The organism is Streptomyces rubrogriseus (genome assembly GCF_027947575.1).
Classification (GTDB): Bacteria; Actinomycetota; Actinomycetes; order Streptomycetales; family Streptomycetaceae; genus Streptomyces; species Streptomyces rubrogriseus.
Genome location: NZ_CP116256.1, coordinates 7186237 through 7207530, shown reverse-complemented (window position 1 = coordinate 7207530; position 21294 = coordinate 7186237). Strand labels below are relative to the sequence as shown.

Sequence of the window (21294 nt, the reverse complement as noted above, 5' to 3'; positions counted from 1 at the left end):
GAGCTCCGACTGCGACCGACCCCCCATGTCCCTGGGCCCATTGGAGGTGAGCCGCCGTGGCACTCTCGATTTCGGCGGTTGTGCTGCTGGCGATCATCGTCTTCCTGCTGGTCAAGAAGTCAGGCTTGAAGGCGGGGCATGCGGTGGTCTGCATGCTCCTCGGCTTCTACCTGGCCTCGTCGACGATCGCCCCCACGATCAGCGAGCTGACGACCAACATCGCGGGGATGATCGGAGACATCAACTTCTGACCGTGCCCGCCACGAAGCAGACCCAGGCCTCCGGCGCCAGCGCGAGCCGGGGGCCGGTGTCCGGCCGGTTCTTCGAGTCGCGGACGTGGACGGTGCCGGGAGCGAGGGCGACCTCGACGCAGGAGTCGCCCTCGCTACCGCTGCTGTAGCTGCTCTTGAACCACGCCAGGTCGGTGTTGCGGATCATGTCTCCCCCAGCAGTCGCTCGATGAACCCGGTGGACTCACGCGGAGTCAGGGCCTGCGCCCGGATGATGCCATACCGCAACTCCAGGATACGTAGCTGCCTGGCCTCGGACACCGGCCGGCCGTGGGCCACCACCGGTGAACGCCCCACCCTGGAGCCGTCCTCGAAGGTCAGCACCTCGATACCGCCGTCCACTCCGGCGTGCTCCTCGCGGTCCATCGGCATCACCTGCAACTCGACGTTCCTCGACCGCGCGACCTCCAGCAGGTGTTCGAGCTGGCGGCGCAGGTGCGCCCTCCCGCCCAGTGGACGCCTGAGCGACCACTCCTCCAGGACGAAGCTCAACTCGGGTGCCGGGTCCCGTTCGAAGACGGCCTTGCGAGCCACCCGTGCGGCGATGAACCGCTCCACCTCGTCCGCCGAGTAGGAAGGGCGCCGCATCAGGAGCAGCCCGCGCGAGTACTCCGGGGTCTGCAGCAGCCCGTGGACGTTCAGCGGGTCGTACAACTGCATCGCCACCGCCCGCGCCTCCAGCTGCGCGAGATCCCGCACCTTCTTCGGGTACCGGACCTTCTTCACGTCCTCCTTCATGGCCGCGACGATCCCGCCGGCGGCCAGCACCTCGTCGGCCCTGTCCAGGTACTCGGGGCGCGGGATCCGCCTGCCGCCCTCGACCTTGTACACGAGGTCCTCCCCGTACCCGATCGCCACCGCGAAGTCGGGAGCCCGCATCCCCGCCGCCTCCCGGCGCAGCCGGAGCTGCCGCCCCACCGTGGCGATCACGGCCAGGGCCCAGTCGTCGTCCGGGTCCACCTCCCACCCCGGCTCGTCGACCTGGTCCGTCCCGGCGTCCACCGACATGTCGCACCCCTCCTCGCTCCCGCGTCGCACGGCCGTGCCCTACCCGGAACAACGCCGACGACGGTGCCGACGGCACTGGACAGGCCCTGGACAGTTCCTTACGGCCCGTGCGGGCGTGAGGACGGAGGCAGGGCCTCATAGGGTGGACCCCATGACGGAACTCCCCGGCCGGCGTCTGCTGCTGGTGCACGCGCACCCGGACGACGAGTCGATCAACAACGGCGTGACCATGGCCCGCTACGCGGCCGAGGGCGCCCACGTGACGCTGGTGACCTGCACCCTCGGCGAGCGCGGCGAGGTCATCCCGCCCGGTCTCGCCCACCTGTCCGGTGCCGCTCTGGGCGGGCACCGCAGGGGCGAGCTGGCGGACGCGATGCGCGCACTCGGCGTCGACGACTTCCGGCTGCTCGGCGGGCCGGGACGGTACGCCGACTCCGGGATGCTGGGGCTGTCCGACAACGACGACCCCGGCTGCCTGTGGCAGGCGGACGTCGACGCGGCCGCGGCCCTGCTCGTCGACGTGATCCGCGAGGTGCGCCCCCAGGTGCTCGTCACCTACGACCCGAACGGCGGCTACGGCCACCCCGACCACATCCAGGCCCACCGCATCGCCATGCGGGCGGCGGAGCTGGCGGCCGAGGCCGGGTGTCCGGTCGCGAAGGTCTACTGGAACCGCGTGCCGCGCTCCCGGGTGGAGGACGCGTTCGCCCGGCTCCGGGACGACCTGCCCGGTCTGCCGTTCGAGAAGGCGGCCCGCGTCGAGGACGTGCCGGGTGTCGTCGACGACGAGCGGATCACCACCGAGATCCGCGGCGAGGGCACCGCGTACGCCGCCGCCAAGGCCGCCGCGATGCGCGCGCACGCCACCCAGATCACGGTCGCCGAACCGTATTTCGTCCTCTCCAACGACCTGGCCCAGCCGATCCTCACCACCGAGTACTACGAACTGGTGCGCGGCGAGCGGGGCGGCGACGGACGCGAGAACGACCTGTTCGCGGGCATCGCCGGAACCTCCGGCACCGGGGAGGCGACCTCGTGAACAGCCGCAACGAACCGCCCAGCTCCGCACTGGCCCAGCCGCTGCGCCCGCCCTCGCTCGGACGGGCCGCCCTGTACGCCGGACTCTTCGTGCTCGGCGCCGTCCTCGGAGTGGCGGGCGCGCTGCTCCAGCCGGCCTGGTTCCCGGGCGGGCTGCTGCTCGCGCTGGCCGCCGAGGCGGGGCTGTGTGTCGGGGCGGGCCGTGCCGTCGGACGCCGGGGAGGGGCCGTCGCGCCCGCCCTCGGCTGGGCGCTCGCCGTGGTGCTGCTCACCACCAGCCGTCCGGAGGGCGACTTCCTCTTCGCCGCCGGTGCCGGCTCCTATCTCTTCCTGCTCGGTGGGATCGCCGTCGCTGTGATCTGTGCCACCCTCGCGCCGGTGCGGCAACCGGACGGCGGCCCCGCCCGACTTCGCAAGTGACGTACCGCTTCGCCGTGCCGTGGGCGTGCGAGTCCCGTGTGGGTTTCCACGGCGGTCACGGGATACGCGCCAGAAGTGGCCAGTATGGTGGTGCGCGCCGCCGAGCCGCCCGCTGAAGGCGTGACGGGCGGCGGAGCCAACCGGGAGAACCTGCCTTGAGTCGTGAAACTGACAGTTCGTCCTCCGGGCCCCACGGGCGCGGCGGAGCCGCATACCCGTCGGGCACCCCGCCCTACGGGACACCCACGGCTTCCGACGCCGGTGCGGACGCGGGCCGTTCGGCCACCCGACCGGAGGAGCGCAAGACCGAGACGACGCTGACGACCCGGATCCGGATCAACATCCCTGGGTCGCGGCCCATCCCGCCGGTCGTCGTGCGCAAGCCCGTCGCGGACGGCGAGGACGCCGCCGACAGCACGGAGACGACGGGCGAGCGGCCCGCGCCGGCGCCGAGCGCCGCCGCGCCCGGGGCCGCCGCTCCCGAGGCTCCCGCCGAGCCCGCCCAGTCCGCCCAGTCCGCTGAGGAGAAGCCGACGAGCGACTGGTTCGCGCCACGCAAGTCGGGTTCGGGCAAAGGCACTCAGGGCGGCGGTTCCACCAACGGAGCCGGTCTGCCCGCGGGTTCGGCGCCCACCGCCGGAACCCCGGGTGCGGCGGCGCCGCGTGGCGCGGGTCCCGCGGGCGCTCCGGGTGCCGGTGCGCGGCCGGGCGGCGGGAGTGGCCGTCCCGGTGGCGTCGTCGGTTCCATGAACGCACCCGGCGGCGCCCGGTCCGGATCCGCGGGCGGCGCCGCCCGCTCCGGTGCGACCGGCGGTCCCGTGGCGCCCGGCCACGGTGGCGGCACCGGCTCCTTCGACGTGACCGAGGCGCTGGCGGCCGGTCCGCTGGGCGGCAACGGCAACGGCAACGGCCCCCGGCCCGGCACCGACGCCGGTGGCGAGCCGCGCCGTGACGACCTGCCGTACTTCGCGGGGGAGGGCCGGACCGACCAGGCCCCCGGGCAGCAGAACGGCCTGAACGGGCAGTCCCCGTACGGCACCGGGCCCCAGGGCCCCGCGGGACCGACGAGTGGCCCGGCCACCGGCGACAGCCGGCTGACGCCGCCCCCGGCCGGCCGACCTCGGCGGCCCCGGCATGGCCGGTGGCCCTGCGGCGCCCGGCACGCAGCGCGAGCCCGCACCGAACGGCCTGCGCGGCCCGGGGAGCCTTGCTGGCCCCGGTGGCCCCGGCAGGCCGGCGGGCTCCGGTGCGGACGCCGCCCGCCTCGGCCCCGGCGGCGGGCTCAGCGACGACACCGCGATCCTCACCCCGCAGCGGCCGGTCCCGCCCGGCGCGGGCAACCCGGACAACATCTCCGGCAACACCGTCACCAGCGGCATCCCCGTCGTACCCGGCGAGCGCACCGCGCCGTTCCCGGCCGGGTCCGGCGACGGACCGCTGCCGCACACGCCGCCCAAGCTGCCCGAGCCGGTCTCCGCCCCGCCGGCCGGCTCCGCCAAGCCCGCCAAGCCCGCCAAGAAGAAGGGGCGCAAGAAGCTCCCGCTGCTCGTCGGCGGCCTGGTCGTGGTCGCCGGTGTCACCTACGGCGCCGGCCTGCTCATGAACCGCTCCGACGTGCCCAAGGGCACCACCGTGCTCGGCGTCGACATCGGCGGCGGCACCCGCGACGACGCCGTCGAGAAGCTGGACAAGGCGCTCGGCGCCCGCGCGGCCAAACCGCTCAAGCTCACCGTGGGCGGCGAGACCGTCTCCCTGAAGCCGGACCAGGCGGGCCTCCAGCTCGACACCCAGGCCACCGCCAGCTCCGCGGCGACCAGCGACTACAACCCGATGTCCGTGATCGGCTCGCTCTTCGGCCAGAAGCGGGTCGTCGAACCGGTCATGCCCGTCGACGAGGAGAAGCTGCACGCCGCCCTGGAGGACGCCGCGGGCGGAGCCGGGTCGGCGACCGAGGGCACGATCAAGTTCGAGTCCGGCAAGGCCGTCCCCGTGTACGGCAAGGCCGGCCAGGGCATAGACGTCGCCAAGTCGACCGAGGCGGTGCAGGCCGCGTACCGCGCCCAGGTGGAGACCGGCGCCGCCACCGCGGTGAACGTGCCGACGACCGCCAAGGAGCCCACGGTCGCCAAGGCCGAGGTCGACCGGATGCTGAAGGAGTTCGCGGAGCCGGCGATGTCGGCCAGGGTGACCGTGCAGACCGATGCCGCGCACTCCATTCCGCTGAGCCCCGAGAAGTCGCTGTGGAAGTTCCTCAGGGTCACGGCCGTCGACGGCAAGCTCGTCGACAAGCCCGACCTGAACGCCCTCAAGGAGCTGTACGGCCAGACGTTCGACGGTGTGCTCATCACCCGCGCCAACGGCGAGAAGACGGCCGTCACCCCCCAGGACGTCTACGGCGCCATGCGCCAGGCCCTGAAGAGCAAGACCGACCGGGTGGCCGTCATCGACACCAACCCCAGCTGACGCAGGACCAGGAGCGAGGGGCGCCCGGCAGCGGCCGGGCGCCCCTCGCGTCGCACCGGGCGCCGCGCACCGCATGACATCTGTCATCCGGCACCCGGGACGGCCGACACTGCCGGGCACCCTCCCCCCGCGGCCACGATGGGGGCATGACGAGGACAACGGCGGTCGGCTTCGACCGGGTGACCAAGGGGTACGGCGACGTCCGGGCCGTCGACGGCCTGACGCTCGCCCTGCACCCCGGCGAGACCGTGGCCCTGCTGGGCCCGAACGGAGCGGGCAAGTCGACCACGCTCGACCTGCTGCTCGGCCTGAGGCGCCCCGACGCCGGCACCGTTCACGTCTTCGGCGGCGAACCGCGCGAGGCCGTCGTCGCCGGACGGGTGGGCGCCATGCTCCAGAGCGGCGGCCTGATGGACGAGGTCACGGTCGCCGAACTCGTCCGGCTGGCCTGCGCGCTGCACCCCAGGGCCTACCCGGCCGCCGACGTGCTGGCCCGGGCCGGACTTACGAAGATCGCCGGCCGCCGGGTCGACAAGCTCTCCGGCGGCCAGGCCCAGAGGGTTCGCTTCGCACTCGCGACCGCCGGCGACAGTGACCTGATCGTCCTGGACGAGCCCACCACCGGCATGGACGTCACCGCCCGCCAGGCCTTCTGGGCCACCATGCGCGAACAGGCCGACCAGGGCCGCACCGTGCTGTTCGCCACGCACTACCTGGAGGAGGCCGACGCCATCGCCGACCGGGTGCTCGTCCTGCACCGGGGCCGGCTGCTGGCCGACGGCACGGCCGCCGAGATCAAGGCCAGGGCCGGGACCCGCCGGATCTCCTTCGACCTGGACGGCGGCCCGGACGGCGGCCCGGACGGCGGCCCCGACGGAAGCCCGGCCGGCAGCCGGAACGGCACCGTCGACGAGGCGACGCTGCGCGCGCTGCCGCACCTGACCGCCCTCGACGTGTCCGGCCGGACCGTGCGCATCCAGTCCGCCGACGCCGATGCCACCGTGCACGCCCTGTACGGCCTCGGCCTGTACCCCCGCAACCTCGAAGTCGCCGGCCTCGGACTCGAGCAGGCCTTCGTCGCCCTCACCGCCGCCGAGGAGGCCAAGCAGCCGTGAACGGCCTGATCAAGCTCGAACTGACCCGGGCACTGCGCAACCGCAAATTCCTGTTCTTCTCGGTGATCTACCCCTCGGCCCTGTTCCTGCTGATCGCGGGCAGTGCCGACGCCACCAGCGAGGTCGACGGCACCGGACTGACCCTGCCCACCTTCTTCATGGTCTCCATGGCCTCCTTCGGTGCCCTGACCGCGGTACTCATGGGCAACAGCGAACGCATCGCCAAAGAGCGCGAGAGCGGCTGGGTCCGGCAGCTGCGGCTCACCACCCTGCCCGGCCGCGGCTACGTCCTCGCCAAGACCGCGAGCGCCGCCGTCGTCAGCCTGCCTTCGGTCGTCGTCGTCTTCGTCGTCGCCGCGGCCGTGAAGGACGTACGCCTGCACGCCTGGCAGTGGCTCGCCCTCACCGGCGTGATCTGGGCCGGCAGCCTGGTCTTCGCCGCGCTCGGCGTCGCCATCGGGTACCTGGCCACCGGGGACGCGGTCCGCCCGATCACGATGATCGTGTACTTCGGGCTCTCCATGCTCGGCGGCCTGTGGATGCCCACCACCACCTTCCCGCAGTGGCTGCGGGACGTCGCCGAGTGGCTGCCCACACACGCGTACGCTGCCGTCGGGCAGTCGATCGAACAGAGTCACGCCCCGCACGCACAGGACCTCGCCGTCCTCGCCGTCTACTTCGTGCTCTTCGCGGGCGGCGCGGCCTGGCTGTACCGGAAGGACACGCTGAAGGCGTGAGCGGCGTCGGAATCGGGCAACGCCCGGAGAACCGCAGGCAGAAGACCGTCAAGGTCATGTGGACCGCCATCTGGCTGGCCTACCTGGGCGCCCCCGTCAGCGACCTGCTGCACGGCGGTCACGCCGTCGGCGTCCAGGTCCTCGGCTGGATCGGCCTCGTCGCCTTCGTGGTCTGGTACATGCTGCTGCTCTTCCGCACCGGCCGCGGCGAGCGGACCCGGCTGGTCCTCGGCTCCCTCGCCGTCCTCGCGGCCCAGTCCACGCTCCTCGCCCTCACCCTGGGCCGCGAGTGGCTGGTCCTCTTCGTCTACGTGGCGATCGCCTCCGGTGCCGCCCTGCCGCTGCGCCTGGCCCGCTGGACCATCCCGGGCGCCTCGGCGCTGCTGACGGCGATCGCCCTCGCGGTGCCCGGCGGGACCTCCTTCATCGCCGGGCTGCTGCTCCCGGCGCTGCTGGGCGGCTTCGCCATGACCGGCGTGCGCGAGCTGATCCGGACCACCATCGCGCTGCGCGAGGCCCGCGCCACCGTCGCCCAGCTCGCCGCCAACGAGGAACGCCTGCGCCTCGCCCGCGACCTGCACGACCTGCTCGGCCACTCGCTCTCCCTGATCACCCTGAAGAGCGAGCTGGCCGGCCGCATGCTCCCCGCCCACCCCGACAAGGCCGCCCAGCAGGTCGCCGACATCGAACAGGTCAGCCGCCAGGCCCTCGTCGACGTGCGCGAGGCCGTCACCGGCTACCGCCGGGCCCGCCTGGCCCCCGAACTCGCCGGCGCGAAGGTCGCGTTGACGGCGGCCGGCGTGGACGCCGAACTCCCCGGCGAACCGGACCCGGCCGGCCTGCCCGAGGACTCCGAGGCGGCCCTCGCCTGGGCGCTGCGCGAGGCGGTCACCAACGTCGTACGGCACAGCGGCGCCCGGCGCTGCGTGGTGGAGCTGCTGGAGCGCCAGACGCTGGACGGAGCGGTGCTGGAACTGTCGGTGGAGGACGACGGCTCCGGCGGCCCCGCCTCCGCGAACGCCCCGGGCAACGGCCTCACCGGCCTCGCCGAACGGCTGGAGAAGGCGGGCGGCACACTGGAGGCGAGCGGGTCGCGCCGGGGATTCCGGCTGGTCGCCCGCGTCCCGGCGGGCGCGGCCACCGACGTAGGATCCGGGGCATGAGCCGCACGATCAAGGTCCTGCTGGCCGAGGACCAGGCGATGGTCCGCGAGGCACTGGCCGCCCTGCTCGGCCTGGAGGAGGACATCGAGGTCGTCGCCCAGGTGGCGCGCGGCGACGAGGTGCTGGACGCCGCCCGCGCCCACGGCGTGGACGTGGCCCTGCTGGACATCGAGATGCCCGGCGCGACCGGCATCGAGGCGGCGGCCCTGGTCCACCGGGAACTGCCGGCCGTGAAGCTGGTCGTCCTCACCACCTTCGGCCGCCCCGGCTACCTGCGCAGCGCGATGGAGTCCGGCGCCGACGCCTTCCTGGTCAAGGACGCCCCGGCCGCCCAGCTCGCCGAAGCGGTCCGCAAGGTGCTGGCGGGGGAGCGGGTCATCGACCCGACCCTGGCGGCAGCGGCCCTCGCCGAGGGCGCCAACCCCCTCACCGACCGCGAACGCGAGATCCTCCGCGCCGCCGCCGACGGTTCCACCAACGCCGAACTCGCCACCGCCCTCCACCTCTCCCAGGGCACGGTCCGCAACTACCTGTCCACGGCCATCCAGAAACTGGCCGTGAGAAACCGCGCGGAAGCGGTCCAGGTGGCCAGAAACAAGGGCTGGCTGTAGCGACCGACCGCCCCGAAGCTGCGGGCAGTCGTGCCTTCCCCGGTGCCTGAACAGCCTGGGAGGTGCCCCCAGGCGGCACGGGTGGGCGCAGGGGCACCCCGTTGGCGCCGGGTCGCGCACCCCCCGGCCTGCGCCCACCGACGGTCAGTTCAACATCGCCCGAGCCGTCCGCGCCTCCCCCCGCACCTCCTCGGCGACCGCCTCGTCCACCGCCCCCACCACCTCCGCGTAGGCCTCCAACTCCCCGGCCCCCGCAGCGAACTCCCCCCGCTGCACCAACAACACCGCCCGCTCGTACCGCAACCGCGCCGCATGCGCCGGCAGCAGCAGCGCCAGCTCGACCGCCCACAGCCCCACCGCCGACTGCTCCGGCCGCGCCGCCGCCCACGCCCGGATGTTGTTCAGCACCCGCGCCACCACGTCCAACGGCGCCGCCGGCTCCAGCATCGACGCCCGCAGCTCCGCCCCCGTCGCCCCGGCGACCAGCGCCTCCGCGTCCGTACCGCTCAGCAGCCGCCCCCCGTCGTACGGATCGACGAGCACCCGCTCCCCCAACGGCGCGGACCCGGGGCCGGACGCCGCACCCGACTCTTCCCCGAACCCGACCACGAAGTGCCCCGGCAACGCGACCCCGTACACCGGCGCCCCCGCCCGCCGGGCGACCTCCAGCCACACCACCGACAGCAGGATCGGCAGCCCGCGCCGCCGCCGCACCACCTCGTGCAGCAACGACGACTCCAGCCGCTGGTAGTCCGCGGCGGCCCCGTGGAACCCGTACCGCTCGCCGAGCAGGTCCCGCAGCGCCACCGCCCAGGCCCGGGGCGTACCCGGCCGGAACGGCAGCTCTCCGGCCAGCCGGTCCAGTTCCACCTGCGCGGCGTCCAGCCCCGCCTCGTCCAGTGCCCCGTCCGCCTCCGCGCCCACCAGCAGGCAGAGCGTGGCCAGGTCGGGGCGCTCGGACCGCGCCTCTTGGGCGAACCGCCGCCGCAGTTCGGCCGACCGCTCCGGCGACGGGGGGTGGGGAGGACGAGGAGGACGCATGGCAGGCCCGTGCCCTTTCGGAGTGATGTGTCGGCGGCGATCTACCGGTCGGCCCCGGCGGCCGCGGGCTCCCGGTAGTGGTGGTAGGCGTGGTGCGCCGTGAAGCCCATCCCGGCGTACAGCGCCCGGGCCCCGGCGTTGTCGGTCTCCACCTGGAGCCATGCCGCCGACGCCCCCTCGTCCAGTGCCCGCCGGGCCAGCGCGGCCATCACGGCGGTCGCGAGCCCCCGGCGCCGCTGCGCGGGATCGACCTCGACGGCGGCGAAGGAGGCCCAGCGCCCGTCCACGACACACCGTCCGATGGCCGCCACGTCGCCCGCGCCGTCCGAGCCCTGCGCGCCGGGCACCGTGGCGAACCACACCGACGGCCCGGACTCCAGGACCCGCAGCGCCACTTCGCTCACCCCCTTGCGCTGGTACCGGGCCAGCCAGGTTTCGTCCGCCTCCCGGGACAGGACCACACCGGTGCCCTCGGCCAGGTCGGCGACCGGCGCCAGTGGCCCGGTCCACACCTCGGCCGTCACCTCCCGGACCCAGCCCCGCCGCTCCAGCTCCGCGCACAGCAGCTCCTGCGTACCGGCGGCGCCGGTGGCGGTCTGGACGTACGCGGGCAGTCCGCGTTCGCCGTACCAGCGGCGTACGGCCGTCAGCGCCTCGTCGAGGGGCAGCCCCGGATCGCCGAGCGGCAGCACGGAGTTGGCCCGCCGGGTGAAGCCCCCGGCCGCCCGCAGCTCCCATTCGCCGAGCCGCTCGCTCTCCACCGGGCGCCAGGACCGCGCGGCGACCCGCGCCAGCTCCTCGTAGGACGCGGCGGGACCCCGGCGGCGGGCGGGGGCGGCCGGCACGACCTTCCCGGCGACCAGGGCGGACTCCGCGACACGGACGGACTCGCCACTCTTTCGTGTGATCAGCAGCACACCGTCGGTCCATGATGTGAGAACGCCGACCGTGTCGGTGAACTTCTCACCTGCGACACCAGCTTCGCTCAAGCGCCGTACGGAGACTCGTTTGCCCACGTCAGCAGTGGTGATACGGACCTCAAGACGCCCGGCGGCAGAGAATTCCACGGGTCTGTCCACCCCTCCTGTTCGGATCATGCCCAAGAACGGAGATACTAGGGGCGGGCATCGACGACGCCGCGCTCCCGCGCGCCAGGCGGCGGAGCCTACGGAGGCCCGCCAGCGCCCTATCGAGGAGGAACGACAGCGTGACCTACGTCATCGCGCAGCCTTGTGTCGACGTGAAGGACAAGGCGTGCATCGAGGAGTGCCCGGTCGACTGCATCTACGAGGGCCAGCGGTCCTTGTACATCCACCCGGACGAATGCGTCGACTGTGGTGCCTGTGAGCCGGTCTGCCCGGTCGAGGCGATCTTCTACGAGGACGACACTCCCGAGGAGTGGAAGGACTACTACAAGGCGAACGTCGAGTTCTTCGACGAGCTCGGCTCGCCCGGCGGCGCCAGCAAGCTGGGGCTGATCGAGCGCGACCACCCCTTCGTCGCCGCGCTGCCGCCGCAGAACCAGTAAGAGCGGCCCGCACACGCGCCGCCTCGGTCCCGTACGGCCTGATCACCCCGATCGGTGCCGCACGGGACCGAGGCGTTTGCCGTACCGGCGCCGACGAGGAAAGGGAGCCACCCACCGTGTCCGCAGTCTCCGACCGCCCACCCGTCGCCCACCACCGCCCTTCCAACGAGTCGCTTCGCGACCGCCTTCCCGACTTCCCCTGGGACAAGCTGGAGCCGTACAAGAAGACGGCCGCAGCGCACCCCGGCGGCATCGTCGACCTCTCCGTCGGCACCCCGGTCGACCCGGTCCCCGAGCTGATCCAGAAGGCTCTGGTGGACGCGGCGGACTCCCCGGGCTACCCGACCGTCTGGGGCACCCCGGCGCTGCGGGACGCCATCACCGGCTGGGTGGAGCGCCGCCTGGGCGCCCGCGACGTCACCCACCGCCACGTGCTGCCCGTCGTCGGCTCCAAGGAACTGGTCGCCTGGCTCCCGACCCAGCTGGGCCTCGGCCCCGGTGACCGGGTGGCCTTCCCGCGCCTGGCCTACCCGACGTACGAGGTCGGCGCCCGCCTGGCCCGCGCGGAGTACGAGGCGTACGAGGACCCGACCGAGCTGGACCCGGCGGGTCTGAAGCTCCTGTGGCTCAACTCCCCGTCGAACCCGACGGGGAAGGTCCTGTCCAAGGCCGACCTGACCCGGATCGTCGCCTGGGCCCGCGAGCACGGGGTCCTCGTCGTCTCCGACGAGTGCTACCTGGAGCTGGGCTGGGAGGCCGATCCGGTCTCGGTCCTGCACCCGGACGTCAACGGCGGCTCGTACGACGGCCTGGTCGCCGTCCACTCCCTCTCCAAGCGCTCCAACCTCGCGGGCTACCGCGCGGCCTTCCTGGCCGGTGACCCGGCGGTCCTGGGCCCGCTCCTGGTGATCCGCAAGCACGGCGGCATGATGACCCCGGCGCCGACCCAGGCGGCCGTGGTGGCGGCCCTCGGCGACGACGAGCACGTCCGCGTCCAGCGCGAGCGCTACGCCGCCCGCCGCTCGGTCCTGCGCGAGGCCCTGCTGGGCGCCGGCTTCCGCATCGAGCACAGCGAGGCCAGCCTCTACCTCTGGGCCACCCGCGACGAGTCCTGCTGGACCACGGTCGCCCACCTGGCCGACCGCGGCATCCTGGTGGCCCCGGGCGACTTCTACGGCCCGGCGGGCGGGAACTTCGTCCGCGTAGCCCTGACAGCCACGGACGAACGCGTCCAGACGGCAGCAGAGCGCCTGAGAGCCTGACCGCCCCCAACGCCGGGCCACGGCTCAAGACACGCCCACTGACCCGGCGCAGGCAAGCAAAACGCCGGGCCCTGGGAACCCCAGGGCCCGGCGCCGTACAGCCCGGCGCTAGCCGATCGGCAGCCCCTGCACCGGCAGCCCACCCTTGCCCAGCGCGTCCGTCGGCAGCCCACCCTTCGTGGCGGTCGCCGCGGTGTCACCCACGATGTCCCCGGCGGAGCCCGCCGCGTCCCCGGCCGCGTTCTGCGCCGCCGGCGTGGCCTTCTTGACGACCGAGCCACCGGTCTTGCCGGCCGTCGGCACGGCCTTCTTGACGGCCTTGCCGCCGGTGTCGCCCGCCGTGTCGGTGACGCTCTCGGCCGCGGAGGCGGCGGTGCTGCCGACGTTCGCCCCGTCCAGGGCGGTCAGTCCCCCGAGGTTCGGGGTGGCCGGCAGTTCGGGAGCCGCGCTGGCGGAGCCGGCCGCACCGACCCCGGCAGCCGCTCCCGCAGCGACGAGCAGCGCGGCACGGGCGATCCGGCGGGTCAGGGGGAGGGACATGATGCTCCTTGGGCGTAAGTCGACAGCAACGATGGGAAATCCGACCGGGCCCGGAGGGCTACCGGAGAGTGGCCGACCGGGCTCGGACGCAGTGACTACCGCTCGAGAGCCACGAAGGTTGCGGCGACCCAACGTAAAGAGTTGGTAATGCGTCGCATTATCAGGTGCACAGAAAAACGGGCAAAAGGGCGCCGGTCGGAAAGTCTGCTGAATCCTTACGGCCCTTGATTTTCCCGGGTCGTGACGCGTTCGGGGGTGAGGGTGCGAAAACCCGTGCTCCGCGTCGACTTCGCGCCGACGCGGGTCACTCGCGCAGATGACGCTTCGTACGGGCGCGCTACCGGGCGGAGGTGATCCGCACCGCTTCCGCAGCCCGCTCCGCACCCTTGGCGTCCGCGGCGCCCGTCGAATACCACTTGCTGTCGGTGTTGCCCGCGGTCCACTCCCGGCCCGCGTAGGTGACCCGCTGGATGTGCAGCGAGGAGGCGTTGGCCACCGCCCAGTGCGCCAACTGCCAGCCGCGCCGCACATGCTCCCGGGCCGAGCCGGAACCGGTGCCGCCGGTCACCGGCAGTGTCACGGTCCGCTCGTCGGAGCCGGTCGCGGGCCGCCGGGACGCGGCGTCGCCGCCCACCTCCGCGCCGGCCGGTCGCAGCACGTCGTGCCCGAAGTCCCGCACCAGCGCCGCGCGGACCCCGTCCGGCCCCTTCTCCGGGGTCGCGCCGGGGCGCCCGTCACAGGTCAGCGTGGCCGCCGACCGTCCGGTGAGCGCGGCGGCGAGCAACTCGGCGTCCGGTTCGTGCTTGGCGTAGGCGTACGGGAAGGCGCTGCGCTGCACCCGCTGGGCGGCGTCGGTCAGCGGCAGGTCCAGGTAGCCGGGCACCTCGACCAGGTGGTCGTAGAACAGGCCCGCCGAGTACGCCGGGTCCATGATCTCCTCGGGCTTGCCCCAGCCCTGCGAGGGCCGCTGCTGGAACAGGCCGAGCGAGTCCTTGTCGCCGTGGTCCAGGTTGCGCAGCGACGACTCCTGCAGCGCGGTCGCCAGCGCGATCGTCACGGCCCGGTCGGGGAGCTTGCGGGCGGTGCCCACGGCGGTGATCGTGGCCGCGTTCACCGCCTGCTCCGGCGTGAACTCGTAGGTCGTCCGGTCGCCCTCGCCGCCGGCCACCTTGCACCCCGGAGCGCCCGCGCCCCCGGTGACGTACTGCACGGCCAGATACCCGGCGACCGCGAGCAGGACCATGGAGGCGGCGCCCGAACGGGCGAGGCGGCCACGGCGTTTGCGAGGTGGGGACGGCTGGAGCACGCGTACAAGGTACTGGAGGGTAGGGTCCGGTGTCCGCCGGGTGCGGACCTTGCCCGAAAGGGCAGGGCGCTAGGGTCGGGGCCATGGCCGATACCCCGCTTGACCTCACGCTGGACGCCGCGGAGCTTACCGCGCGGCTCGTCGACTTCCCGTCCGAGAGCGGCACCGAGAAGCCCCTGGCGGACGCGATCGAGAGCGCCCTGCGGTCCCTGCCCCACCTGTCGGTCGAGCGGTACGGCAACAACGTCGTCGCGCGCACCGGCCTGGGCCGGGCGGAGCGCGTGATCCTGGCGGGCCACATCGACACCGTGCCGATCGCCGGCAACGTCCCGTCCCGGCTGGACGAGGACGGCGTCCTGTGGGGGTGCGGCACCTGCGACATGAAGGCGGGCGTCGCGGTCCAGCTGCGCATCGCGGCCACCGTCCCCGCCCCCAACCGCGACCTGACCTTCGTCTTCTACGACAACGAGGAGGTCGCCGCCGAGCTGAACGGCCTGAAGCACGTCGCCGAGGCGCACCCCGAGTGGCTGGAGGGCGACTTCGCGGTGCTCCTCGAACCGTCCGACGGCCAGGTGGAGGGCGGCTGCCAGGGCACCCTGCGGGTGCTGCTGAAGACCTCGGGGGAGCGGGCGCACTCGGCGCGCTCCTGGATGGGCTCCAACGCCATCCACGCCGCCGCCCCGATCCTCGCGCGCCTGGCGGCGTACGAGCCCCGCTACCCGGTCATCGACGGCCTGGAGTACCGCGAGGGCCTCAACGCGGTCGGCATCACGGGCGGCGTGGCCGGCAACGTCATCCCCGACGAGTGCGTGGTCACCGTCAACTTCCGCTACGCCCCGGACCGCAGTCCCGAGGAGGCACTCGCCCACGTGCGCGAGGTCTTCGACGGCTGCGGGGTGACGGACTTCGTGGTCGACGACCACAGCGGCGCGGCCCTGCCCGGCCTGTCCCACCCGGCCGCGGCGGCCTTCATCGAGGCGGTGGGCGGCACCCCGCAGCCGAAGTACGGCTGGACGGACGTGTCCCGCTTCTCGGCGCTCGGCGTCCCGGCGGTCAACTACGGCCCCGGCAACCCGCACTTGGCGCACAAGCGCGACGAGCGGGTCGAGGTGGCGAAGATCCTCGCGGGGGAGGAGCGCCTGCGCTCCTGGCTGACGGCATGATCCACGGCAGCCGCGGCGGGTTTATGCCGCAGCGTGGCGGACATGCTGAGGTCCCTCGTACGTAACCCGCGTAGATCTACGCTGAGGTGGAAGAACCTGCAACTGGAGGGAGCGCGCATGGCTACCGGCAACCCCGAGGGCAAGAAGCGGCCACCGGAGGAGCAGCGCCTGGGTCCCGTCCTCCGGCGGCGGGACCAGGTGCAGGAGAGCACCACGGACCAGCGCCTGCTGGACGAGCGTGCTCCGACGGACTGGGTCCACACCGACCCCTGGCGGGTGCTGCGCATCCAGTCGGAGTTCATCGAGGGCTTCGGCACGCTGGCCGAACTGCCGCCCGCCATCAGCGTCTTCGGCTCCGCCCGGACGCCGACGGACTCACCGGAGTACGACGCGGGCGTGCGGCTGGGCCGCGGCCTGGTGGAGGCGGGCTTCGCCGTCATCACCGGCGGCGGGCCCGGCGCCATGGAGGCGGCCAACAAGGGCGCCCTGGAGGCGAAGGGCACGTCGGTCGGCCTCGGCATCGAGCTGCCCTTCGAGCAGGGGCTCAACCCCTACGTCGACATCGGCCTGAACTTCCGCTACTTCTTCGTCCGCAAGATGATGTTCGTGAAGTACGCGCAGGGCTTCGTCGTGCTGCCCGGCGGCCTCGGCACCCTGGACGAACTCTTCGAGGCCCTCACCCTGGTGCAGACCCAGAAGGTGACCCGCTTCCCCATCGTCCTGTTCGGCTCGGAGTACTGGGGCGGCCTGGTGGACTGGCTCCGCGGCACCCTGGTGGCCCAGGGCAAGGCCGCGGAGAAGGACCTCATGCTCTTCCACGTCACCGACGACGTGGACGAGGCGGTCGCCCTGGTCTCCAAGGAGGCGGGCCGGTAACGGCCGGTCACGGGCGGGGGTGAGGTCCGGGCCGGGCGCGGACGAGGTCCCGGGCCGGGCGCGGACGAGGACGAGGTCCTAGGCCAGCCCCCGCCGCGCCACCGCCGGCTCCCGGTGCCCGGCGATCGTCGCCACCATGTCCAGCACCTGCCGGGTCTCCGCCACCTCGTGCACCCGGTACACCCTGGCCCCCAGCCACGCCGACACGGCCGTGGTCGCCAGCGTGCCGATCAGCCGTTCCTTCACCGGCCGGTCCAGCGTCTCCCCGACGAAGTCCTTGTTCGACAGGGACACCAGCACCGGCCACCCCGTCTCCACCATCTCCCCGAGCCGTCGCGTCGCCTCCAGGCTGTGCCGGGTGTTCTTCCCGAAGTCGTGCCCGGGGTCGATCAGCACCGACTCCCGCGGCACCCCCAGCCCCACCGCCCGCTCGGCCAGCCCCAGCGTCACCCGCAGGACGTCGGCCACGACGTCGTCGTACGTCACCCGGTGCGGCCGGGTCCGCGGCTCGGCGCCGCCCGCGTGCGTGCACACCAGCCCGACCCCGTACCGGGCCGCGACCTCCGCGAGCTTCGGGTCGACGCCGCCCCACGCGTCGTTCAGCAGGTCCGCCCCGGCCTCGCACACCGCCTCGCCGACCTCGTGCCGCCAGGTGTCCACGCTGATCACGACGTCCGGGTGCCGACGTCGCACCTCCGCGACGAACCCCACCGTCCGCCGCGCCTCCTCCGCGGCCGACACCTCGTCCCCGGGACCGGCCTTCACCCCGCCGACGTCGATGATCGCGGCGCCCTCGGCCACGGCCTGCTCCACGCGCGCGAGGGCGGGCTCGTCGCCGAAGGTCGCTCCCCGGTCGTAGAAGGAGTCCGGGGTACGGTTCACGATGGCCATGATCACCGGCTCGTGCGCCGCGAATTCGCGCCTGCCCAGCCTGAGCATCCCCTGTGACATCTCCTGGTCCACACCGTTCTCTCGTGCCGCTCTCGACCCCGGGCGGGCGGTCCTTCGACCGCCGCGGCCCCGACTGTCAGACTCGCATGGCACGATCGGACCCGACACAACCGACTCCGGCACAACCGACGCCGACCCGACCATGGGGGCCCAGCGATGGTCATGTTCCTGTTCCTCGTCATCGCGCTGGCCGTCGTGGTGGCCGCGGTGACGCTCGCCGTGGTGGGCGGCGGCGAGAGCGGGCCGCTGCCCGACGCCGCACCCGAGCGGGTGAGGGACGCGCTGCCCCCGGACCGACCGGTGGGCCGCGGGGACGTGGAGCGGCTGCGCTTCCCGCTCGTGGTCCGCGGCTACCGGATGGCCGACGTCGACGACGCGCTCGGCCGCCTCGGCGCCGAGCTGGCCGAGCGCGAGGCCCGGATCGCCGACCTGGAGTCCGCGCTGGCGGGCGCCCGGGCCGCGGCGGCCCACCGCCACGTCGTCATGGACAAGCCGGACCGGGAGGAGCAGCAGTGAGCGCCGGGGAGGCCGTCGCGGGCCCGGACGGCGCGCTGCGCTGCCCCTGGGCGCTGTCCACCGCGGACTACGTCACGTACCACGACGAAGAGTGGGGCCGCCCGGTCCACGGGGACGACGCGCTGTACGAGCGGCTCAGCCTGGAGGCCTTCCAGTCCGGTCTCTCCTGGATCACGATCCTGCGCCGGCGCACCGGCTTCCGCAGCGCCTTCGCCGGCTTCGAGATCGCCAAGGTCGCGGCCTTCACCGACACCGACCGCGAGCGGCTGCTCGCCGACACCGGCATCATCCGCAACCGCGCCAAGATCGACGCGACCCTCGCCAACGCGCGCGTGCTGGCCGACTGGGCCCCCGGCGACCTGGACGAGCTGATCTGGTCGCACGCCCCGGACCCGGCCGGCCGACCGGCCCCGAAGACCCTCACCGACGTCCCGGCCGTGACCCCGGAGTCCACGGCCCTGTCCAAGGCCCTGAAGAAGCGGGGCCTGCGCTTCGTCGGCCCGACGACGGCGTACGCGCTGATGCAGGCGTGCGGACTGGTCGACGACCACCTGGCGGCGTGCGCGGCCCGCAGACCCTGAAGGTGGGCCACCCGTCACCGGCGGCCGGACCGCCCGCGGCCGGGTCGCAGGCCGCCCGCGGCGTGTCACCGGGCCGCACGCATTCACCGGGCCGCCTGTCGTAGTCACCGGCCACCCGCGGTCTCCCCGGCGGCCCGCCGTCAGCCGCCGGGCCCTTGCCGCCCGCCGTCGGACGTCCGCGGTCTGTCAACGGGCCGCTTGTCGCCGTCACCGGCCGCACGCGGCCTGGCGCCGGCCGCCGGGCCGCTCGTCACCGGCCGCCCTGCGCCTGTCACCGGGCCGCCTGTCACCGGTCGCGTGCCGCCCGTCGCAGGGTGCCTGACGGCGGGACGTGCCTGCCGATGGTCGCCCCGCCTACCGGCCCAGGTACTTCGGCTTCTCCTTCTCGACGAACGCCCGCACCGCGATCGCGTGGTCCTCGGAGGCGCCCGCCCGCGACTGCAGCTCGTCCTCCTTGTCCAGCGTCTCGGACAGCGAGTGCGTCAGCCCGTACGCCATCGCCTCCTTCAGCGCCGCGTACGCCACCGTCGGGCCCTCGGCCAGCGCCCGCGCCGTCTTCTCGGCCTCGGCGCGCAGGTCGGCGGCGGGGACGACGCGGGTGGCGATGCCCAGCTCGTACGCCTCCTGCGCGCGGATACTGCGTGGGAAGAGCAGCAGGTCGGCGGCGCGGCCGGGGCCGACGACGCGCGGCAGCGTCCACGAGATGCCGGAGTCCGCGGTGAGCGCCACGCCCGCGAAGGACGTGTTGAACGCCGCCGTGTCCGCGACGAGCCGGTAGTCCGCGGCGAGCGCGAAACCGAGCCCCGCGCCGGCCGCCACGCCGTTCACGGCGGCGACCACCGGCTTCTCGGCGCCGGCCAGCGCCCGGACGATCGGGTTGTAGTGCTCGCGCACCGTGCTCATCGTCTGCCCCGAGCCCGTCTCCCGGTCGGCGGCCAGCAGCCCGATGTGCTCCTTGAGGTCCTGGCCGACGCAGAACGCCCGGTCCCCGGCCGCGGTCAGCAGCACCGCCCGTACGGCGTCGTCCGCCGCCGCGGAGCGCACCGCGTCCCGGAGCGCGACCTTGGACTCGATGTTCAGCGCGTTCATCGCCTCGGGGCGGTTCAGCGTGATCGTCGCGAGCCCGTCGCTCACTTCGTAGAGCACGGTGTCGGCCATGGAGATCCCCTCCGCGTCGTGGCATGCAGTGGCATGTGTCCGGGAGACAGCATGACGGAGATCACCGGGAACGGATCACTCACGAGGTGTGACCTGCGTCAAAGAAATCCGGTCCGTATCCATTCGGTGGAAGTGCGTGAGGGCGCGCAGTATCGCAGTCACATCGCCGAATTGAGTGGTTTTGCTCGCGCGCGTTGCCCAAGCGATGCCGACCGATGTTGGTCATCGGGTCCTGGGATGCGGGATAATGGCTGGGAAGCAATGTGTTCGATGCCGGTGTCGCGCGTCCAAGCCGGACTGCGCGTGCCCTCACGGGCCGTCGGCGGTGACGGTGAGCTGGTATCAGGAAGGGGAACGAGCATGGCGGCCATGAAGCCGCGGACGGGCGATGGCCCGCTCGAGGTGACCAAGGAGGGGCGGGGCATCGTCATGCGCGTTCCGCTCGAAGGCGGCGGGCGGCTCGTCGTCGAGCTGACCCCCGATGAGGCCGACGCGCTCGGCGACGCCCTCAAGAAGGTCGTCGGCTGACGCGCGAGCGACCATACCCGTTCAGTCGCCCCGGTACCGTTCGCGGTGCCGGGGTGATTGTTCTTCCGCTGCCTTTCCCGGTGCGCGGGGCTTTTCTCCGGCGTTTCGGGTCAGCGCTTCACGGCGCACAGCAGTCCGTCGCCCACCGGCAGCAGTGACGGCACCAGTTCCTGGCTCTCCCGCACCGCGCGCAGGAGTTCCCGCACCCGGAGCACCTCGGTGGGCTGCGGTCCCGAGTCGATCGTGCGGCCGGCGCCGAAGACGCCCTCGAAGGCGACGAGACCTCCCGGGCGCAGCAGACGCAACGATTCAGCGAGATAGTCCAGGTACTCCAGCCGGTCGCCGTCGCAGAAGACCAGGTCGTATCCGGCGTCCGCGAGCCGGGGCAGCACGTCCAGGGCGCGCCCGGGGATGAACCGGGCCCGGTTGCTCGCGAAGCCCGCGGCCCGGAAGGCCTGGCGGGCGAACTGCTGGTGCTCCGGCTCCGGGTCGACGGTGGTCAGTACCCCGTCCGGCCGCATGCCGTGCAGCAGATGGATACCGGAGACGCCGCAGCCGGTGCCGATCTCCGCGACGGCCTTGGCGTCCACGGCGGCGGCGAGCAGCCCCAGGGCGGAACCCGTGCCCGGGGTCACCGAGCGCAGGCCGGCCTCGCGGGCCCGGTCGCGTGCCCAGAGCAGCGCGTCGTCCTCGGCGACATAGGCGTCGGCGAACGCCCAGCTCGTCTGCCGGTTGCCGGTAATGACCCTCTCCTGTCCCCGTCGTTGCCTCGGCGTGACTGTATCCGTTGGCGTCGGGAACCCGCAGATGGGACCAGTCGTTTAAAGGGGGAAGCAAAGAGGCGGCGCCGAGAGGCGGTCGAGCGGGCCGGGACGAGCCGTACCGGCCCAGATCAAATTCTCGTAAAACCGCTTATCCGGAGCTAACGGGCGAGGTGGCTATGGTAGGGGCTCCACTGGACACCACCAGAGCCGACAGGGGAGGTGCGGCCGCACCCGC

At 73.3% G+C, this 21294-nt stretch carries 23 protein-coding genes and 1 pseudogene; 15 read left to right on the top strand and 9 right to left on the bottom strand.

What is annotated here, in order from left to right; translation table 11 throughout:
• The first annotated feature begins 56 nt into the window (after positions 1–56).
• Entirely contained in the window at positions 57–251 is a 195-nt protein-coding gene (locus Sru02f_RS32305) for a membrane protein (protein WP_003973854.1), read from the top strand.
• On the opposite strand, the gene Sru02f_RS32300 is transcribed toward Sru02f_RS32305, so the two are convergent.
• Both Sru02f_RS32300 and Sru02f_RS32295 read right to left on the bottom strand, forming a co-directional pair.
• Positions 241–438, bottom strand: a complete 198-nt coding sequence (locus Sru02f_RS32300) for a DUF397 domain-containing protein (RefSeq protein WP_109033268.1) — start codon at positions 436–438, stop codon at positions 241–243. The two genes, Sru02f_RS32305 and Sru02f_RS32300, sit on opposite strands and share 11 nt — an antisense overlap.
• Entirely contained in the window at positions 435–1298 is an 864-nt protein-coding gene (locus Sru02f_RS32295; protein WP_109033269.1) for a helix-turn-helix domain-containing protein, read from the bottom strand. The genes Sru02f_RS32300 and Sru02f_RS32295 overlap by 4 nt, the downstream gene beginning before the upstream one ends.
• Positions 1299–1449: 151 nt before the next feature.
• On the opposite strand from Sru02f_RS32295, the gene mshB reads away from it, so the two are divergent.
• The 7 genes and pseudogenes from mshB (at position 1450) to Sru02f_RS32260 (ending at position 8845) form a co-directional block, all read left to right on the top strand.
• Positions 1450–2337, top strand: a complete 888-nt coding sequence (gene mshB, locus Sru02f_RS32290; protein ID WP_109033270.1) for an N-acetyl-1-D-myo-inositol-2-amino-2-deoxy-alpha-D-glucopyranoside deacetylase — start codon at positions 1450–1452, stop codon at positions 2335–2337.
• A complete protein-coding gene (locus Sru02f_RS32285) occupies positions 2334–2756 on the top strand; it encodes a DUF6113 family protein (RefSeq protein WP_109033271.1) in 423 nt (140 codons plus the stop codon). Before mshB ends, Sru02f_RS32285 begins: the two co-directional genes overlap by 4 nt.
• 155 nt (positions 2757–2911) lie before the next feature.
• A pseudogene (locus Sru02f_RS32280) lies at positions 2912–5219 on the top strand (hypothetical protein).
• Between the two features lie 146 nt (positions 5220–5365).
• On the top strand, positions 5366–6334 hold the full coding sequence (locus tag Sru02f_RS32275) for an ABC transporter ATP-binding protein (RefSeq protein WP_109033273.1): 969 nt from the start codon (positions 5366–5368) through the stop codon (positions 6332–6334).
• Positions 6331–7071: an ABC transporter permease gene (locus Sru02f_RS32270; RefSeq protein ID WP_109033274.1), complete on the top strand. Its 741-nt coding sequence runs from the start codon at positions 6331–6333 to the stop codon at positions 7069–7071. The genes Sru02f_RS32275 and Sru02f_RS32270 overlap by 4 nt, the downstream gene beginning before the upstream one ends.
• Entirely contained in the window at positions 7068–8234 is a 1167-nt protein-coding gene (locus Sru02f_RS32265; RefSeq protein ID WP_109033275.1) for a sensor histidine kinase, read from the top strand. The genes Sru02f_RS32270 and Sru02f_RS32265 overlap by 4 nt, the downstream gene beginning before the upstream one ends.
• On the top strand, positions 8231–8845 hold the full coding sequence (locus Sru02f_RS32260; RefSeq protein ID WP_109033276.1) for a response regulator transcription factor: 615 nt from the start codon (positions 8231–8233) through the stop codon (positions 8843–8845). The genes Sru02f_RS32265 and Sru02f_RS32260 overlap by 4 nt, the downstream gene beginning before the upstream one ends.
• Before the next feature lie 144 nt (positions 8846–8989).
• On the opposite strand, the gene Sru02f_RS32255 is transcribed toward Sru02f_RS32260, so the two are convergent.
• Entirely contained in the window at positions 8990–9886 is an 897-nt protein-coding gene (locus Sru02f_RS32255) for a transglutaminase-like domain-containing protein (protein ID WP_109033277.1), read from the bottom strand.
• A 41-nt stretch (positions 9887–9927) separates the two neighbouring features.
• Positions 9928–10953 carry a GNAT family N-acetyltransferase gene (locus Sru02f_RS32250; protein WP_109033278.1) on the bottom strand — a complete coding sequence of 342 codons (1026 nt, stop codon included), beginning with the start codon at positions 10951–10953 and terminating at the stop codon, positions 9928–9930.
• A gap of 140 nt (positions 10954–11093) precedes the next feature.
• On the opposite strand from Sru02f_RS32250, the gene fdxA reads away from it, so the two are divergent.
• A complete protein-coding gene (gene fdxA / locus Sru02f_RS32245; protein WP_003973842.1) occupies positions 11094–11414 on the top strand; it encodes a ferredoxin in 321 nt (106 codons plus the stop codon).
• A gap of 116 nt (positions 11415–11530) precedes the next feature.
• Positions 11531–12676: a bifunctional succinyldiaminopimelate transaminase/glutamate-prephenate aminotransferase gene (locus tag Sru02f_RS32240; RefSeq protein WP_109033279.1), complete on the top strand. Its 1146-nt coding sequence runs from the start codon at positions 11531–11533 to the stop codon at positions 12674–12676.
• A gap of 108 nt (positions 12677–12784) precedes the next feature.
• On the opposite strand, the gene Sru02f_RS32235 is transcribed toward Sru02f_RS32240, so the two are convergent.
• Positions 12785–13216: an ATP-binding protein gene (locus Sru02f_RS32235; protein ID WP_109033280.1), complete on the bottom strand. Its 432-nt coding sequence runs from the start codon at positions 13214–13216 to the stop codon at positions 12785–12787.
• A 337-nt stretch (positions 13217–13553) separates the two neighbouring features.
• Entirely contained in the window at positions 13554–14522 is a 969-nt protein-coding gene (locus Sru02f_RS32230; protein ID WP_109033281.1) for a heavy metal transporter, read from the bottom strand.
• A gap of 83 nt (positions 14523–14605) precedes the next feature.
• On the opposite strand from Sru02f_RS32230, the gene dapE reads away from it, so the two are divergent.
• Entirely contained in the window at positions 14606–15685 is a 1080-nt protein-coding gene (gene dapE / locus Sru02f_RS32225; protein ID WP_109033282.1) for a succinyl-diaminopimelate desuccinylase, read from the top strand.
• A gap of 117 nt (positions 15686–15802) precedes the next feature.
• Positions 15803–16561, top strand: coding sequence for an LOG family protein (locus Sru02f_RS32220; RefSeq protein ID WP_109033283.1), 759 nt, complete (start codon positions 15803–15805; stop codon positions 16559–16561).
• A 78-nt stretch (positions 16562–16639) separates the two neighbouring features.
• Here Sru02f_RS32220 and folP read toward each other — a convergent pair whose 3' ends face one another.
• Complete coding sequence (gene folP, locus Sru02f_RS32215) at positions 16640–17500, bottom strand: dihydropteroate synthase (protein ID WP_016327205.1); 861 nt, start codon at positions 17498–17500, stop codon at positions 16640–16642.
• A gap of 168 nt (positions 17501–17668) precedes the next feature.
• Here folP and Sru02f_RS32210 point away from each other — a divergent pair, with 168 nt between their 5' ends.
• Together Sru02f_RS32210 and Sru02f_RS32205 are read left to right on the top strand one after the other, a co-directional pair.
• Complete coding sequence (locus Sru02f_RS32210) at positions 17669–18028, top strand: DivIVA domain-containing protein (protein ID WP_003973835.1); 360 nt, start codon at positions 17669–17671, stop codon at positions 18026–18028.
• Positions 18025–18609 carry a DNA-3-methyladenine glycosylase I gene (locus tag Sru02f_RS32205; RefSeq protein ID WP_109033284.1) on the top strand — a complete coding sequence of 195 codons (585 nt, stop codon included), beginning with the start codon at positions 18025–18027 and terminating at the stop codon, positions 18607–18609. The genes Sru02f_RS32210 and Sru02f_RS32205 overlap by 4 nt, the downstream gene beginning before the upstream one ends.
• A gap of 354 nt (positions 18610–18963) precedes the next feature.
• Here Sru02f_RS32205 and chcB read toward each other — a convergent pair whose 3' ends face one another.
• Positions 18964–19773 carry a 2-cyclohexenylcarbonyl CoA isomerase gene (gene chcB, locus Sru02f_RS32200; RefSeq protein WP_455431900.1) on the bottom strand — a complete coding sequence of 270 codons (810 nt, stop codon included), beginning with the start codon at positions 19771–19773 and terminating at the stop codon, positions 18964–18966.
• Positions 19774–20127: 354 nt separating this feature from the next.
• Between chcB and Sru02f_RS32195 the strand changes: the two genes are divergently transcribed.
• Complete coding sequence (locus tag Sru02f_RS32195) at positions 20128–20295, top strand: DUF3117 domain-containing protein (protein ID WP_003966491.1); 168 nt, start codon at positions 20128–20130, stop codon at positions 20293–20295.
• Between the two features lie 110 nt (positions 20296–20405).
• On the opposite strand, the gene Sru02f_RS32190 is transcribed toward Sru02f_RS32195, so the two are convergent.
• Positions 20406–21104 carry an O-methyltransferase gene (locus Sru02f_RS32190; RefSeq protein ID WP_078884611.1) on the bottom strand — a complete coding sequence of 233 codons (699 nt, stop codon included), beginning with the start codon at positions 21102–21104 and terminating at the stop codon, positions 20406–20408.
• Positions 21105–21294 lie beyond the last annotated feature (190 nt).